The sequence below is a fragment of the Flavobacteriales bacterium genome (genome assembly GCA_021296215.1).
Lineage (GTDB): Bacteria > Bacteroidota > Bacteroidia > Flavobacteriales > ECT2AJA-044 > ECT2AJA-044.
On the sequence record JAGWBA010000061.1, the window covers coordinates 1 to 14,945 of the forward strand.

14 protein-coding genes are annotated in these 14,945 nt (G+C 51.0%); 10 read left to right on the plus strand and 4 right to left on the minus strand.

Annotation, left to right across the window (positions count from 1 at the left end; translation table 11 throughout):
• Positions 1 to 165: 165 nt before the first annotated feature.
• The gene (locus J4F31_09535; protein ID MCE2496799.1) at positions 166 to 609 is read right to left on the minus strand and encodes a nucleoside deaminase; all 444 of its coding nucleotides are present in this window, start codon (positions 607 to 609) and stop codon (positions 166 to 168) included.
• 52 nt (positions 610 to 661) lie between these two features.
• On the opposite strand from J4F31_09535, the gene aspS reads away from it, so the two are divergent.
• From aspS to J4F31_09570, 7 genes are all read left to right on the plus strand, one after another.
• Positions 662 to 2,410, plus strand: coding sequence for an aspartate--tRNA ligase (gene aspS, locus J4F31_09540; GenBank protein MCE2496800.1), 1,749 nt, complete (start codon positions 662 to 664; stop codon positions 2,408 to 2,410).
• Between the two features lies 1 nt (position 2,411).
• Positions 2,412 to 4,190 (plus strand): chloride channel protein, encoded by a 1,779-nt coding sequence (locus tag J4F31_09545; GenBank protein ID MCE2496801.1) that lies wholly within the window; start codon positions 2,412 to 2,414, stop codon positions 4,188 to 4,190.
• 31 nt (positions 4,191 to 4,221) lie between these two features.
• Entirely contained in the window at positions 4,222 to 4,995 is a 774-nt protein-coding gene (yaaA, locus tag J4F31_09550) for a peroxide stress protein YaaA (protein ID MCE2496802.1), read from the plus strand.
• 29 nt (positions 4,996 to 5,024) lie between these two features.
• Positions 5,025 to 5,648 carry a tetratricopeptide repeat protein gene (locus J4F31_09555; GenBank protein MCE2496803.1) on the plus strand — a complete coding sequence of 208 codons (624 nt, stop codon included), beginning with the start codon at positions 5,025 to 5,027 and terminating at the stop codon, positions 5,646 to 5,648.
• A gap of 87 nt (positions 5,649 to 5,735) precedes the next feature.
• On the plus strand, positions 5,736 to 6,476 hold the full coding sequence (locus J4F31_09560; GenBank protein MCE2496804.1) for a hypothetical protein: 741 nt from the start codon (positions 5,736 to 5,738) through the stop codon (positions 6,474 to 6,476).
• A 6-nt stretch (positions 6,477 to 6,482) separates the two neighbouring features.
• Complete coding sequence (locus J4F31_09565; protein MCE2496805.1) at positions 6,483 to 7,508, plus strand: response regulator; 1,026 nt, start codon at positions 6,483 to 6,485, stop codon at positions 7,506 to 7,508.
• Between the two features lie 12 nt (positions 7,509 to 7,520).
• Positions 7,521 to 8,261 (plus strand): TerB family tellurite resistance protein, encoded by a 741-nt coding sequence (locus J4F31_09570; protein MCE2496806.1) that lies wholly within the window; start codon positions 7,521 to 7,523, stop codon positions 8,259 to 8,261.
• 307 nt (positions 8,262 to 8,568) lie between these two features.
• Here J4F31_09570 and J4F31_09575 read toward each other — a convergent pair whose 3' ends face one another.
• Positions 8,569 to 8,940 carry a phage holin family protein gene (locus tag J4F31_09575; protein ID MCE2496807.1) on the minus strand — a complete coding sequence of 124 codons (372 nt, stop codon included), beginning with the start codon at positions 8,938 to 8,940 and terminating at the stop codon, positions 8,569 to 8,571.
• A 69-nt stretch (positions 8,941 to 9,009) separates the two neighbouring features.
• Between J4F31_09575 and J4F31_09580 the strand changes: the two genes are divergently transcribed.
• The 3 genes from J4F31_09580 to J4F31_09590 are packed head-to-tail and all read left to right on the plus strand — an operon-like array spanning position 9,010 to position 12,550.
• Positions 9,010 to 10,890, plus strand: coding sequence for a M1 family metallopeptidase (locus J4F31_09580; GenBank protein ID MCE2496808.1), 1,881 nt, complete (start codon positions 9,010 to 9,012; stop codon positions 10,888 to 10,890).
• Positions 10,891 to 10,938: 48 nt separating this feature from the next.
• Entirely contained in the window at positions 10,939 to 11,487 is a 549-nt protein-coding gene (locus J4F31_09585) for a hypothetical protein (protein MCE2496809.1), read from the plus strand.
• Between the two features lie 58 nt (positions 11,488 to 11,545).
• Complete coding sequence (locus J4F31_09590; protein ID MCE2496810.1) at positions 11,546 to 12,550, plus strand: trypsin-like peptidase domain-containing protein; 1,005 nt, start codon at positions 11,546 to 11,548, stop codon at positions 12,548 to 12,550.
• Here J4F31_09590 and J4F31_09595 read toward each other — a convergent pair.
• Together J4F31_09595 and J4F31_09600 are read right to left on the minus strand one after the other, a co-directional pair.
• The gene (locus tag J4F31_09595; protein ID MCE2496811.1) at positions 12,537 to 13,346 is read right to left on the minus strand and encodes a M23 family metallopeptidase; all 810 of its coding nucleotides are present in this window, start codon (positions 13,344 to 13,346) and stop codon (positions 12,537 to 12,539) included. The genes J4F31_09590 and J4F31_09595 overlap by 14 nt on opposite strands.
• Positions 13,347 to 13,917: 571 nt before the next feature.
• Complete coding sequence (locus tag J4F31_09600) at positions 13,918 to 14,736, minus strand: DUF3108 domain-containing protein (protein ID MCE2496812.1); 819 nt, start codon at positions 14,734 to 14,736, stop codon at positions 13,918 to 13,920.
• Between the last annotated feature and the right edge of the window lie 209 nt (positions 14,737 to 14,945).

The window sequence follows — 14,945 nt, forward strand, 5'->3', positions numbered from 1 at the left end:
TCTTGTAAGCCGGCTTTCGATATTTCTTGCTTTTTCATATCACTAAGTTAAGTGACACACTTTTCTGAACAGACTCAATTTCGGATCTTCAATAGTTACTTCCAAACGAACAACGCTAATGGCTAATGGCTAATGGCCAACAGCAAACCAAGGCCTAAGAACCATCTAGATTCTCTTTGCCCGAAAGAACTCCGTTAAGAGCCCTCCGCACTCTTCTGCCAGGATACCACCGACCAATTCGGTTTTTGGATGAAGTCGAGCCCCTTCGCCTTGGTAGCCTCGCTTTTCGTCGAAGGCTCCAAAAACCACTTTTCCAACCTGAGACCAAAAGAGTGCTCCCGCACACATGACACAGGGTTCCAAAGTGACGTAGAGCGTACATTCATTCAGGTATTTTCCGCCCAGGTAATCGGCCGCGCTGGTAATGGCCTGCATTTCGGCATGGGCGGTAACATCGTTCAGCGTTTCGGTGAGGTTGTGCGCCCGGGCGATTATCCGTTGATTGACAACGACAACCGCACCAACCGGCACTTCGTCGCGTTCATAGGCCTTTTGCGCTTCTTTGAGCGCCTCCTTCATAAAATGTTCGTCTGAAAATACGCTGAGCATGGGGAAACCCTTGGTCGTTTTGTAATTTTGCGGCTTCTAAAGTAGTGAAACCATGTACAGAACGCATACTTGCGGGGCCCTCCGGGCCGAACATATTGGCCAAACGGTAACCTTGAGTGGCTGGATCCAGAAGTCGCGCGACTTGGGTGGAATGACCTTCATCGACCTGCGCGACCGCTACGGCATTACCCAGCTAGCTTTTAACGAAGATACCGACGATGCCTTGTTGGCTGCGGCTCGAAAGCTACAGCGCGAGTATGTGGTACAAGTGACGGGAGAGGTCATCGAGCGTTCGAGTAAGAATGCCAATATGGCCACGGGAGATGTCGAGATCAAAGTTTCTGACCTCAAAGTCTTGAACGGCGCAAAGATTCCTCCCTTCACTATTGAGAACGATACGGATGGCGGTGATGAACTCCGCATGAAATACCGCTACCTCGATATTCGTAGAGCTCCGGTGCGCAACAACTTATTACTGCGTCACCGCATGGCCATTGAAACGAGAAACTACCTAGACCGACAAAACTTCGTAGAGGTTGAAACGCCTTACCTCATTAAATCGACCCCTGAAGGAGCTCGCGACTTCGTTGTGCCATCGCGAATGAACGAAGGTCAGTTCTACGCCTTACCGCAATCACCGCAAACCTTTAAGCAGTTGTTGATGGTGGCCGGGATGGATCGCTACTACCAAATCGTGAAGTGCTTTCGCGATGAGGACTTGAGAGCCGATCGTCAGCCCGAATTCACCCAGATAGACTGCGAAATGGCCTTCGTAGAGCAAGAAGATATTCTGAACGAATTCGAAGGATTGGTGCGACACTTGTTTAAAGCCGTGCTCGATGTCGAGATCGAGGAAGTGCCTCGAATGAACTACGATGAAGCGAACAAGCGCTATGGATCCGATAAGCCGGACATCCGTTTCGGTATGGAATTCGGAGAACTCAACGACCTAGCTCAAGGAAAAGGATTTGGCGTATTCGACAGCCAGGAATTGGTGGTAGGTATCGCAGTTCCGGGAGCTGTTGAATACAGCCGTAAGGAGATCGACGCCTTGACCGACTGGGTAAAGCGACCACAGATCGGAATGAAAGGGCTCGTGTATGTGAAATGCAATGCAGAAGGTTCGTACAAATCGTCGGTAGATAAATTCTTTAGTCAAGAAGATCTAGCGGAGTGGGCAAGTCGCACATCCGCCCGCGAGGGCGACCTTATTTTGATCCTCGCCGGAGATGCGAATAAGACCCGAAAGGCACTGAACGAACTGCGCCTCGAAATGGCGGAGCGTTTGGGCTTGCGCAAGGCTGATCATTTTCAGCCGCTGTGGGTGACGGATTTTCCGCTGCTCGAATGGGATGAAGAAACAGAACGCTACCACGCAATGCACCATCCGTTCACCTCGCCCAAGCCGGAGGACATTGAGCTCATTGAAACGGATCCGGGAGCGGTACGTGCGAATGCATATGACCTTACCCTGAACGGTAACGAGATCGGCGGTGGAAGTATTCGTATTCACGACCGCGGGCTTCAGAAGCGCATGTTCGACCTACTGGGCTTCAGCGAAGAAGAAGCTCAGAAACAGTTTGGCTTTTTGATGAATGCCTTTGAATACGGAGCGCCTCCTCACGGCGGAATCGCCTTTGGATTCGACCGTTTGGTGGCGCTGTTTGGGGGATCGGAAAGTATTCGCGACTTCATCGCCTTCCCGAAGAATAACTCGGGTCGCGATGTTATGATCGATGCACCGGCTGCGCTGGACGACGCTCAATTGAACGAGCTTCACTTGAATGTGGTAATCGACTGATATGCCAACCGGGAAAACGAGCATACTCGGTCGTTTCCTGATTTGGCGGGTACGCCATATTCCTCATAGACAGTTCATCATGATCGCTAGTGCCGTGGTTGGAATCCTTTCGGGGGTTGCTGCGGTAACGATCAAGACATCGGCGCACTTCATTGAAAAAGTGGTAACCCAGGGGATCATACGCGATTACTACCTAGGGGCTTACTTCGTTTTTCCGGCCTTGGGCTTGTTGCTGTCTTTCTTATTCATCAAGTACATCGTTCGAAATCCCGTCAGTCATGGGATTCCGACCGTACTGCACACCATTAGCAAGAAGAACGGAATCATGAAGCGCTACCAGATGTTCGCTTCTTTGGTTGCGAGTTCGATCACGGTCGGATTCGGTGGTAGCGTCGGACTTGAAGGTCCGACCGTTAGTACCGGTGCCGCATTGGGATCGAACTTTGGGCAGCTGATGCACTTAAATTACCGCCACCGCATTTTACTTATCGGTTGCGCCGCCGCCGGAACAATGGCCGCGATCTTTAAGGCTCCTATTGCTGCAGTAGTATTTGCGATCGAGGTATTCATGCTCGATCTTACCTTCAGTTCGCTCGTCCCCCTTTTGATCTCCTCAGTACTCGCCGTGCTGACGAGTTATTTGTTCACTGGCGATGACTACATTATTCCGACTCGCGTCACCGAATCGTTCCAGTTCGGGCACATCCCCTACTACATTCTTTTAGCTGTAGTGAGTACCGTAGTATCGATCTATATAGAGAAGGTTTTTTTTGCGACGCAGTCGCGTTTTGGAAGTATCAAGAATGACTGGACAAAATTGGCCATTGGCGGCTTATTATTGGGTGTGCTGGTTTTCGTATTCCCCAGCTTGTACGGTGAGGGTTTTGATGTGATCAATGGACTTTTGGCCGGACAAGAGGCGTTGCTCTTCAGGGATAGCTTGTTCTATTGGTTCGTTGAGGAAAGTGACGCTATCGCCATCATGCTCTTTTTGGTGATGGCGCTTAAGATCGTCGCAACCTCGGTGACCTGGAATGCCGGAGGTGTTGGAGGGATCTTTTCGCCGACCTTGTTCATGGGAAGCACCATGGGGTATTTGTTTGCTCGAATTGCACGCTCTTTCGGAGCGGAGATCTCGATGGTACATTTTACTCTAGTGGGCATGGCCGGACTCATGGCCGGGGTGCTGCACGCTCCAATGACCGCGATCTTTTTGATCGCCGAACTCACGGGTGGTTATCAGCTCTTTGTACCCTTGATGATCGTCGCGACCTTGAGTTTTACCTTGACCAAGGCCTTCTCACCCCACTCGATCTACACGCAGCAATTGGCTCAGCGAGGTGAACTCTTGACGCACAACAAAGACAAGTTAGTATTGAGTCGGCTGCGAATGGCGAAGGTGCTCGAAACGGATTTCAAAAGTATTAAGCCGAATGATACCCTCGGCCAGCTGGTTAAGGTCGTAGCTCAAAGCCGACGCAATATTTTTCCCGTGTTGAATGACGATGGCGAGCTCTTAGGGGTCTTGCTACTCGACGATATTCGGCACGTGATGTTCGATCGCGAGATGTACGATCAAGTCAAGGTATCGGAGTTGATGCATCAGGCACCGGCGTTCATCGACTACGACGAACCCATGCAAAAGGTCATGGACAAGTTTAAATCGACCGGAGCCTGGAACTTGCCGGTTTTGAACAACGGGCTATACGTAGGCTTTATCAGTAAATCGAAATTGTTCTCCGCCTACCGCCGCCTGTTGGTGCAGTTCTCGGATGAATAGCATCGTGCCGTAGGCACAAAAAATAAAATCTATGTTGATCCTTTTATCCCCGGCAAAGACCCTCGATTACGACACCCCGGTATGGACGGACGTTCGGACGCAGCCCAGGTTGACCGATGAAGCGACCGTACTCGCCGAGCGACTCAAGAAGAAATCGGCCGGACAACTACGTAAGCTCATGAGCTTATCGAAGGATCTGGCAGCACTCAACTACGAGCGTTATCAGGAGTGGCGTTACCCTTTCGATGAAAGCCAAGCGCGACCGGCTCTTTTTGCGTTCAAAGGGGATGTGTACCTCGGACTGGGTTTGCACGATCACTTTGAGGAAGAGGATGTGCTGTATGCACAAGATCATTTGCGCATTTTGAGTGGATTGTACGGGGTGCTGAGGCCTCTAGACGACATGATGCCCTATCGACTTGAAATGGGGACTAAATTGAAGGTCGGGCGCCCCAACAACCTATACGAATACTGGGGAACCAAGATCGCCGAGCTTTTAAATGAAGACCTTTCGGAGCAACAGGGCAAGGTGGTTGTGAATCTGGCTAGTGGAGAATACTGGAAAGCGGTAGATCAAAAAGTGCTCGATGCAGAGGTCATTACTCCGGAGTTCAAAGACTGGAAGAATGGGCAGTTCAAGGTGCTCAGTTTTTTTGCTAAAAAAGCCCGGGGAATGATGGCAAAGTACCTTGTGACCCAACGCATCGATAGTTTCGACGGTCTTCAAAACTTCGAAGAGGAGGGCTATTCGTTTAATCCTGAGCTTAGTGCACCGAATAGGCCGGTGTTTACGAGAAAGCAGTGATTGGTCGATAGGATTTTCTAAATTGGAACATGCTGAGGAAGTTATTTACACTCGCCTTTGCGTTGATGATGGTCGTGTCCTCAACGGGACAAAGCAATCGACAGAAATCGTCGCTAAAGAATTCGAAGCCGATCGATCTACTTGAAAAAGACCGGCTCACGATTGACGATATTGAGTTGTACCAAGAGAATCAAGTTTACTATTATTCAAAGGGTCCACATTACAACATCCGCCTGTGTTTGAGGCTCCTCAGCGTAACGAACGACCCGTTCCACCTTCAGCATATTCACTCCCAGGTCGCCGGATCGTATCGCGATCCGGGCATGTACTCCAAGGCCATTGAGCATCAACTCTATTGTATCAAGTTTGCAATAGAACTCGAAGATGCAATTGCAGAAGGCTATGCACGCATTCAACTCGGAAACCTCTATTTCGACCAGCAAAATTGGGAACGAGCCAAAGAGTTGTACGATAAGGCCATTTCTATTTCAAGAGATATCGAATTCCCGCATATTGAAACGGTCGGACTCAATAATCTGGGAATGATCAAAGCAGCACAAGGAGCCTATCGAGAAGCCTTGGTCTACTATTTCGAAAGTCTGGCCATTCGCAAGCCTACTACGGGTAGCCGGGATGGAATCTCCCATTCATAAGGACATATTGGACAAGTCTACGCCCTTCTTGGCAAGCGCGATTCGGCCTTGTTTTATCTCAACAAGTCTTTGACCAATTATGCGTCGTTGAAATCCGTCTACGGCTCCATGAATACGTACGAGCGTCTCGGTCGCGCGCACCAGCTTTCGGGTGAGTACGAAGGAGCCCTCAGCGCATACAGCGAAGGGCTTCACCTAGCTAGAGAAGAACGGGTATATATGAGAGAGGCGGATTTTTTACTCTCCATTGCCGAAGTTCAGAAGCTTCAGGAAGACTACCACGCCTTCGAAACAACCCTCTTGGCGATACCGGAAGTGGCCAACCGCATCAACTACCAAACTATATTGCCCAAGGTATACGACGCGTTATACAACCACTACCGCAAGATCGGCGATTTCGAAAAAGCGCTGAATTACCTCGAAAAGCTCGATCATGCCCTCGATCAGGTCGAAAGCCGTACAGCAGCTGTTGAGTTGGCCGAAGCCGAAGCAAAGCTCAATCAAATAGTTCAGCAAAAAGAACTCGCCTCGGAGATGGGAAAAAGGGAGCGCATCACCTTGATCGCCGCTTCCGTGGTCCTGTTGCTGTTAATAGTCATGACCTTTGGCGCCATTGTGTACCGAAAAAATAGGAACCTGAAAAAGGTCAACGATCTCATCGAACAACAGAAGAAAGAGATCCAAAAGCAGAACGACGCCCTCGAGAAGGCCTTGAAAAAGGCCGAAAGCAGCGTGCTCGCCAAAGGACAATTCCTGAGTAGGATGTCGCATGAAATTCGAACGCCCATGAACGCGATCGTAGGCCTCACGGATGTCATCCTCCATTAGCCGGACATGCCGCCCGAGATTCAGAAAAACGCCAACGCCATTGCTCAAAGTGCCGAGCACTTGCTGTCCCTCATTAACGAAGTGCTGGAATTCTTGCGGATGGAGTCGAAAGAATACCGGCTTGTCAGCAAACCGTTCAACCTCTCGCGGTTGATGGACAACATTCATCAAACGACGGCGCATCGGGCCGCGGCTCAAGGCAACGAGTGGCTCGTGCAGATCGATCCGGAGCTTCATTCTTGGTATATGGCCGATTCCGCCAAGTTGAACGAGGTCCTGGTGAATCTGGTCGGCAATGCCCACAAGTTCTGCAAAGAGGGCAAGGTTACTTTAAAGGCGGAGTGCCTGCGGCACGATGAACAACTCGATCACATCCGGTTCAGCGTAAGTGACACGGGAATCGGCATCCCCGAAGATCAGCACAAAGAGATATTTCAGGAGTTCGCCCAAGGTTCCGATGAGATCCATCTCGAATACGGCGGTACTTGCCTCGGACTTACCATTTCGGACCGAATCGTAAAGGCCATGGGCGAATCCATCGACTTAGTATCGAAGCCCGGTGAGGGAAGCACCTTCAGTTTTGACTTGGAACTAGAGCGCACCAAGGGAGGTCAACAGAGGGTCGGCGAAATCGACCCCATAAGTCTTTCAGGAACCGTCTTGCTGGTAGAAGACGATGCCATGAACCAACTCGTTTTCAAACAGCTCATTTCAAAGACGAAGTGCCATCTTGACATAGCGGAGAACGGAAAGGTCGGATTTCAGAAAGCCAGCCATCGAAAGTTCGATATTATCTTCATGGACCTGCAAATGCCAGAAATGAATGGGTTCGAATCGGCCCACGCCATTCGCCGCAGTGCCGAAAGTCTCAACCAAAGGACCCCGATCATCGCCTTTTCTGCCGACGTTTTCGAAGAGTGCCAAAAACAGGCCCGCGCCATCGGTATGAACGAGTTTCTGATGAAGCGGGCACGACAAACCGACCTGTACAGAGCATTGGCGCAGTACTTGCAGGTATCGGTCACATCCTAAGAAAATTGGAACATGGGAAAATTCAGTAAGTGGATCGGCGGAGGACTCGGTTGGGTACTCGGCGGACCTATAGGCGCCATTCTCGGATTCGCGATCGGCAATTACTTCGATAATCAAGGTCAGGCCGAGGAGTACTACCGCGCGCGGGTGAACTCCGGACAACGCGGTACCCAGTCGGGTGACTTCGAGGTGAGCCTACTCATCCTCTCGGCAATTGTCATCAAAGCAGATGGAAAGGTCGATCAAAAGGAGCTCGACTACGTACGCCAACAATTCGTTGGCATGTTTGGCACGCAACGCGCTAATCAGAGTTTTAAACTCTTCAAGAACGTAATCGACAAAGGAGATGTAAGCACGCGACAAGTGGCCATGCAGATCCAGCATCATATGGATCACCCCTCTCGACTTCAGCTTATTCACTACCTGTATGGTATCGCCAAGGCCGACGGGCAAGTGACCGACGCTGAAGTACAAGAGATCGAAAAGATCGGCCATTATCTCAACATCCACGGACGCGACTTGGCTTCGATCAAAGCCATGTTCTATGAAGAAGCCGACAAGTGGTACAAGATTCTCGAGATCGAACCCACAGCCAGCAACGAAGACATTAAAAAAGCGTACCGCAAAATGGCCATGAAGTACCATCCCGATAAGTTGCAGCACCTCGATGAACAACTGCACGATGGCGCCAAAGATAAATTCCAACAGGTCCAAACGGCCTACGAAGCTCTTTCGAAAGAACGAGGTATGTAACTTTATTCGCTCCGCAAGGGTATTCGCTCTGCGAGCGAGGGCACTATTCGCTTGGCGAGGATATTTGCTCCGCAAGGACATTCGCTCCGCGAGGGTATTCACTCTTCGAGCGAGGAAATCGGTGCTGCGCACCGGGACATGCTATTCGCTTCGCGAGTCAATTCTTTGGGCGAGTTAATTTTGCTCCGTAAAATACATTTGCGCTACGCGCAAGTATGACAAAGTTGCTGAACAGAGCCGCGTAGTTCACAAATCCACAGCTAGTCGTTCACGGTCCACAGTTCATGGTTCATAGCAAACTTAGAACTCAATAATGTCGATTCGTCGGTTCTTCTTTCCGAAAACCGGAAATCCCTTCAAGAATACTGGTGATGGCACTCAAGATAAGACTAAAGAGCAGTGCCCACCAAAACCCATTTACCGTAAAGCCCGAAACCACACTGTCCACCAGCCCGATGACCAAGGCGTTGATCACGAGTAAAAACAACCCAAGGGTCATCAACGTGATCGGAATCGTGAACAAAATTAGCAGCGGTTTTATCGTTACATTTAAAAGTGCGAGAAAAGCGGCCACCACTAGGGCGCTAAAGAAAGAATCTACTGCAACGTGCGGCTCCAGAAGGTAGCTGGTCATGATTACCGCAACAGCAGAAATTACAAGGCGTACAATGAAATTCATAAGCAATCAGGTTGCCCTCAATTTAGTACTTTTAGCGTTCGTAATAAAGATCGACCTCAATTTCGAACTATGTTAAGAAATCTTCTTATCGCCCTCGCGGGCGGATGGCTCGTAGCGTGCACCGCCCCAACTCCACAGGAAAACGAACAAACCAGTGACAACGATATGATGGAACTACCCGTGGATCCACACAGCCATGCGCGTCCAAATGAAGCACGCATCACTCACCTACATTGGGTGGCTTCGGTGAATTTTGATAAAGAGGTCATTGAAGCAACAGCGACTTACGATTTGCAGAAAAAATCGGACGCGGTGGAGCTGATCCTCGATACCTACGATCTCGATATTCATGGGGTAACCGATCAGGACGGGAATGACCTCGTTTGGGAGCTCGGTGAAATGGACGAAATTCTCGGCTCTTCATTGAGCATCGGAATTACAAAGGGTACGGAAAAAGTGAACGTATCGTACACTACAAGCCCGGGAGCCCGTGCACTGCAATGGCTCGATCCGGAGCAAACAGCAGGCAAAAATCTACCCTTCTTATTCACTCAAAGCCAAGCCATCTTGGCCCGTACCTGGATCCCAGTACAAGACAGCCCGGGAATCCGCTACACGTACACGGCCGAAGTGGCCGTTCCGTCCGATATGCTCGCCCTAATGAGCGCTACTAATCCGACCGAAAAGAGCGAATCGGGCACCTACAACTTTACCATGGACCAGCCTATTCCAGCCTACCTCATGGCCATGTCGGTGGGTGATATCGTGTTCAAACCCGTCGGCGAACGCACAGGTGTGTACGCCGAACCATCACTGGTCGATACTTCGGCTTGGGAGTTCGGACGTATGGAAGATATGTTAGTGGCCGCCGAGGAGCTTTACGGCCCATACGCCTGGGAGCGATACGATGTGATCGTTCTGCCACCTTCGTTCCCCTTTGGTGGAATGGAGAACCCGCGCCTCACCTTTGCCACACCTACTATTTTGGCCGGAGACCGCAGCCTTACCGCACTTATTGCGCACGAACTTGCACACAGCTGGAGCGGAAACCTCGTTACCAATGCCACTTGGAACGACTTCTGGCTGAACGAAGGATTTACGGTATACTTTGAGCAGCGCATCATGGAAGCCGTTCGCGGCCGCGACTACGCCGAAATGTTGATCTCTTTGGGCCGTCAGGATCTCGAAGGAACGGTCGAAGAAATGGGCACCAGCAAAGATTCGCACCTCAAACTCGACCTGGCCGGTCGCGATCCGGACGAGGGAATGAGCGACATCGCCTACGAAAAAGGAAACTTCCTGCTCAAGACCATCGAAAACGCCGTTGGCCGCGAAGCCTTCGACGAATTCTTGAAGTCGTACTTCGAACGCCACAAATTCCAGGTGATGGATACCGAGCGATTCATCGAAGAGGTGAATAGCGAACTATTGACCACAGAAGAACTCCGCAACGAAGTGCGGATCGAAGACTGGATCTACGGTCCGGGACTGCCCGATAATGCGCCTGAATACGTATCGGCCAACTTCGAGGCCGTGGATGCCCAAATCGATGCTTTCACCTATGGCACCCGCGCCGAAACGTTAGGTACCGACGGCTGGACCACGCATGAATGGCTGCGATTCATTCGCAACCTTCCGGCTAAAATGAACCAAGAACAATTGGCCGACCTCGACAGCACCTTCGGGTTTACCGCTTCCGGAAACAACGAGATCCTCGCCGCTTGGTTCCAAAAGACCATTCCGAATAACTACGCTGCCGCCGACGAGCGAGTCGAGCGGTTCTTGATCGAAGTAGGTCGCCGAAAATTCCTAACGCCTACGTATAAAGCACTCATCGAAGCCGATCCCTCTAAGGAGCGGGCTCGCGCGATTTACACCAAGGCCCGACCGAATTATCATTCAGTGAGCCGAAATACAATGGACGAGCTGCTCGATTGGAGCGAAAGCTGAACAACTTAATCTCATAGTTTTAGGGAACGTTAACCAAACTACACGCTTATGCGTTCCCTCTTACTCGGAGCAGTAATGCTTTTGTCATCCATGGGATGGGCTCAAATAGCCCATTCAGGTTCTCCCATTGCACATGGCCCAAAATGGGGCTCGGTCAATTACGTGAGCATTCCGCCTCCCGATCTGAATCAACTTGCGACAGAGGATGCCGTGAACGATCTCAACAAGGCTCAGCCTTGGAGATTCGGTATAAATAATACTGTGGATCACGGTCCCTATAACAGCGGAACCATCACCCAAGTCGCGGGCGGATCCGTTTGGCGTTTGGGTATCTCTGCCCAAGGAGCTACATCTATCAACCTGTTGTTCAGCGAATACGATCTGCCCGTTGGTGCAAGAGTTTTTCTGTACACACCCGATCAAAAAATTGTGCGCGGAGCGTTTACTCATGGGAACAACAAGGCTCATGGGGAGCTCGCCATCGACATCGTTGAAGGCGATTCCCTCATCGTAGAATACTTCTACCCCGGTCCGGCCACGGGAATTCAAGGACTCCGAGTAGGGCGCATTACCTATGGGTATATGAGGACTCGATAAATTCAAAGGATACGGTGACTCCGGAGCCTGTAACAACAACGTCAATTGCCCTGTAGGTGTGCCATGGTCGGTTCAAAAACGATCGGTCGCCATTATTCTCGTAGGTGGCGGCGGCTTATGCAATGGAGCCATGGTCAATAATACGGCCAATGACGGTACTCCGTATTTTCTTACCGCAGACCACTGTCTCGGCGGAAACATAGCGAACTGGGTATTCCGCTTCAATTGGGAAGCCCCCACGTGCACGAATGCGAATCCGACCAATATGCAAACCGTTTCAGGAGCGGTACTGCGCGCAAGTAATGGGGGATCCAACTTCGCACTGCTCGAGCTTTCAAGCATGCCTCCGGCTTCATACAACGTATACTATGCCGGTTGGGACAAGAGCGGAAACTTCCCGACCGAGCAAGTTGCCATTCACCATCCGAGCGGCGACATCAAGAAAATCAGCTTCGACGATGATCCGGCAGCCCAAGCGACCTGGGGCGGAGCCCAATGCTGGCATATCCTCGACTGGGAAGATGGAACCACTGAAGGCGGTAGCTCAGGCTCTCCCCTCTTCGATCAAAACCACCGCATTATCGGTCAACTCTACGGAGGAACAGCCAGCTGCTCCAACAACATCGACGACTACTACGGTCGCTTCGACGTTAGTTGGGACGGGGCCAGCGCATCGAGCCGATTGCGCGATTGGCTCGATCCGGGTAACAACGCAACGGACACGCTAAACGGCTACGATCCCAATAACCCTACCGTAGTCCTCGATGCGGAATACGTGGTGGACGATGTTTCATGGGAAGCCCTTCAGATGTTCGACTTCCGCTCATTTCCGCAACCGACAAGCGATGCGCTCACCATTCAGTGGAATGCCCAAAAAAGTGAAGATTTTGAGGTATTGCTGATCAGTAACTCCGGGCAGATCGCACTTAGCGAATCGTACCTAGGCGTCCCCGGTCAAAACAAACTGAAATTCGACGTTTCGGCGCTAGCGGCCGGAAACTATCAATTGGTACTCCGAGGTGAAAACGGCGAAAAGGTAACTTCGATCGTTATTGCAGACTAGACTGAGCTACCTGCTTTGCGTCGGTAGAAGCAAGTTCAACAACTCCGGGATATTCAATATTCCGGAGTTGTTTTTTTCGCTCATCCCGCACTTTCTCAAAGGCGGGGCGATTCTCATCTTTGATCGGCTCTGAGGGCGGGAGGTCTTCATTGAAGGCATTTACTTGAACTCCGTTCTTCCAAAAGCGATAACACACGTGCGGACCCGTCGCCAGTCCAGTGGACCCTACGTAACCAATGGTTTGCCCTTGTCGAACCCGCGTTCCGACCTTCACGTTCGAAGCGAACTTACTCATGTGCAAATACTGAGTCGTATAAGTACTGTTATGGCGGATCTTGACGTAATTCCCATTTCCTCGTGTATAAGCTCGGTGCGTGACCACACCGTCGGCCGTTGAATAGATCGGTGTGCCGTGCGGCGCAGCATAGTCGGTTCCTAAATGCGCTTTCCAGCGCTTTTGCACCGGGTGAAAACGGCGCTTGGTATATCGGCTGCTGATGCGGCTGTACTCCACCGGCGCCATCAAGAATACGCGGCGCAGGTTATCGCCACCGTCGTCGAAGTAATCGCCAAAGCCCTCTTCTTCCTCAAAGTAATAGGCCGGATACTCCTCGTCCATGTGAACGAATTCCACGGCCTTTACGCGACCCACACCGAGGAACTCACCATCGACGTATTTTTCTTCGTAGATCACCTTGAACTTATCGCCCTTTTGAATTCGGAAGAAGTCGATGGTCCAGGCATAAACAGTACTCAGTTCCATCACCAAGGCCGGACTCATATGGTTATCGACCATGGCATTCCAGAGCGAACTTTCGATCACCCCGGCAGCTCGTTTTTCGCGGATTTCGATCTCCTTTTGGCCGCGGTACACGTTCAATGAATCGCGCAGATCGACCACGATATAATCGGCCGGAGTGGGTTGGTAAACGAAGCACTGCGCTCGAAGTAAGCTGTCTTCGGTGCAGAACACCTTGTATTTTTTGCCCGCCTGGATGCGGCGGCTATCGAAGATCTCACGCGGAGTCCGCGATATGCGATCGATGGTGACGTAGTCGACCCCATAAGGTAACAGCAACTCGCTGAGGTTTTGACCGTTCTTGATTTCGTCTTCTACAATGACGTATTGATCGATCGGAATGCCGAATTCTTCGCGAACTTCTACGGAGGCCGAATCAGCCAAATATCCGTCGGTGTCGTCCTTCTCGCCGCGAGGCGAAGAGCATGATGATAGAACAAAGAGGGCCGAAGCCAAGGTCCCGAATAGCTGTTTTGCACCGATCATAGCGCAAAAATAACGGGATTTCGTTAGCCGTGTTTTAACCGTGGGGGTCTTTTTGCACGGTTGGCCGTTAATAAGTTCGGAATCAGTGGAATTGCAGCGGTGAGCGCACGTTGTCGTAGTCGATCAAGTCCATCTTGATGGAACCGAACAACAACTCGCTTTGCAGGCGCACAGGCACGTGGTTTTTGTCCTTCGTAGCCCAGAGGTACATGCCCTCGGCTTCGCGAAAAACCCGACCGACCTGAACGATCGGCTGAAACTTCATACAAGTGATATGGCCGAACTTGGTCTTGATCTCATCGTCGCCCAAGTAGCGCAATCGCAGAGGAAACACCTCGTGGTCGAGGAAAGTCGTGATCTCGAGCTCGTCGCCCACTTTGATGTCCTCAACATCGAAGGTGCGGCTGTAGTAGAAGGCCGAGAGTAAGTCCTGCACGTTATCGGGCACAGCATAGCTTTTGCCGTTGCTGCTATAAGCGGTATCGATGAAGTGGTCGAAATCGATCTCGCGGTTGATCTCGAATCCGCCCTCGCTCACGTCGCGCACGAATTTCCACGGCACCAGCGCGGATCGATCGAGGTAGGTTTCGTACCGATCGTCGACCTTGTAAAAGAGGTTGAACATACCTACGGACCCGCCCGTACCCACGATGTGATACACCGGCAGGCCGTGAACGCAGGTCTCATTCAACACCCTCAGCTCCGCGATTCCCGCGTTCACTAAACCGTAATGTATGCGGTATTTAAGGTACTCCCCTATCTCAAAAGCCTCATTGTGCATCACGCGCATTCCGGCGGCATCGACCCGCACTTCACGCTCGGGCTCAAACGCCGGCGGCGGCGTGTTCTGCAGTTTAGAGCCTAGCGGCACGATGAGTAATATGAGGAGTAGTTTCTTCATACAGGTACTAATACAAAACGAGTGCCAAAATCGAAGATTGCCTTTAGCCTTTAGCCATTAGCCTTTTGTTCGTCCCTGATATAGGTTGACCAAAAATCAACATGTATCGTGAAAGCGAATTTAAGGAAGTTCAAAAAGGGACGTGTTTACAGTGAGTCATTCAAGAAGGCCATTGTATCCGACTTTGAAAAAGGTAAACATAGCGTTTA